The sequence below is a fragment of the Burkholderia sp. genome, from assembly GCF_018375725.1.
GTDB lineage: Bacteria > Pseudomonadota > Gammaproteobacteria > Burkholderiales > Burkholderiaceae > Burkholderia.
The window spans coordinates 1-1,167 of record NZ_JAHACR010000542.1 but is presented as its reverse complement, the minus strand read 5'-3'; the positions used below and the strand labels follow the sequence as shown (position 1 = coordinate 1,167).

Here is a 1,167-nt window from a genome sequence, read left to right as displayed (position 1 = left end):
GTGACTTCCGCCGCGCTGATCAGCGCCGGCATGTTCAGGTAGCTCAGGTTCGACGGCGCCGGGCCGATGCAGACGGCTTCGTCCGCGAGGCGCACGTACTTGGCTTCCTTGTCGGCTTCCGAGTAGACGACCACCGTCTTGACGCCGAGCTCGCGGCACGCGCGCTGGATGCGCAGCGCGATTTCACCGCGGTTGGCAATGAGGATTTTTTCAAACATAGCGATTATGCGTCTCTTCGAGGGGCGCCGGTTCGGCGCCTGGAGAGGATCGGCGGCGCGCGGCGGGGCAGCCGCGCGGCGGCGTTAGCCGATCACGAACAGCGGCTGGCCGTATTCGACCGCCTGGCCGTTCTCGACGAGGATTTCCTTGATCACGCCGGCCTTGTCCGACTCGATCTCGTTCAGCAGCTTCATCGCTTCGATGATGCAGAGCGTCTGGCCTTCCTTGACCGTATCGCCGACCTGGGCGAACGGATCCGCGCCCGGCGACGGCGCACGATAGAACGTGCCGACCATCGGCGACGTCACGACGTGGCCCTGCGGCGCGGCAGGCGCTGCCGGTGCGGCGGCGCTTGCGGCCGGCGCCGTGTTTTCGGTCAGCGCGACCGTCTGCGCCGGCGCGCTCATTTGCGGGGCATACCCGCCCGTCGGCTGCACGTAGACCGGCGGCGCGTTCTTGACGATGCGCACCTTGCCTTCGCCTTCCGTCACTTCCAGTTCGGAGATGCCGGATTCGGAGACGAGGTCGATCAGGGTTTTCAGCTTACGAAGATCCATCGGGAATTCCCCTTCAAAACGTGAAAGCGCCGGTTGGAGCCGGCGCTGAATCTAGATCGTGAAATCAGCCGCGCGACGCGCCTTGCAGCTTGTCGAGCGCGTATTCGAGCGCGTACAGATAACCTTTCCAGCCCAGGCCGCAGATGACGCCTTCGGCCTGATCGGAAAGGTAAGAGTGATGCCTGAACGCTTCGCGGCGGTGCACGTTCGACAGGTGAACCTCGACGAACGGAATGCCGACGCCGGCGAGGGCGTCCCGGATCGCGACGCTCGTATGCGTATACGCGGCCGGGTTGATCAGGATGAAATCGGTCTGTTCATTTCGCGCGGCCTGGATGCGGTCGACGAGCGCACCTTCGTGATTGCTCTGGAAGGACGTCAGTTCGACGCC

General features: G+C 64.4%; 3 protein-coding genes. All 3 read right to left on the bottom strand.

The window, feature by feature from the left end; all coding sequences use genetic code 11:
- Positions 1–218: biotin carboxylase N-terminal domain-containing protein (locus tag KH616_RS25250; protein WP_292255317.1), on the bottom strand; the 218-nt coding region annotated here is incomplete at its 3' end.
- Between the two features lie 84 nt (positions 219–302).
- The gene (accB, locus tag KH616_RS25245) at positions 303–776 is read right to left on the bottom strand and encodes an acetyl-CoA carboxylase biotin carboxyl carrier protein (protein WP_292255315.1); all 474 of its coding nucleotides are present in this window, start codon (positions 774–776) and stop codon (positions 303–305) included.
- A gap of 64 nt (positions 777–840) precedes the next feature.
- Positions 841–1,167 (bottom strand): type II 3-dehydroquinate dehydratase (locus KH616_RS25240; RefSeq protein ID WP_292255312.1); only part of this gene is annotated, 327 nt, incomplete at its 5' end.

What these genes read in the sequence shown, in the direction of transcription:
- accB (WP_292255315.1), bottom strand. Translation starts at nt 776, where the DNA reads ATGGATCTTCGTAAGCTGAAAACCCTGATCGACCTCGTCTCCGAATCC.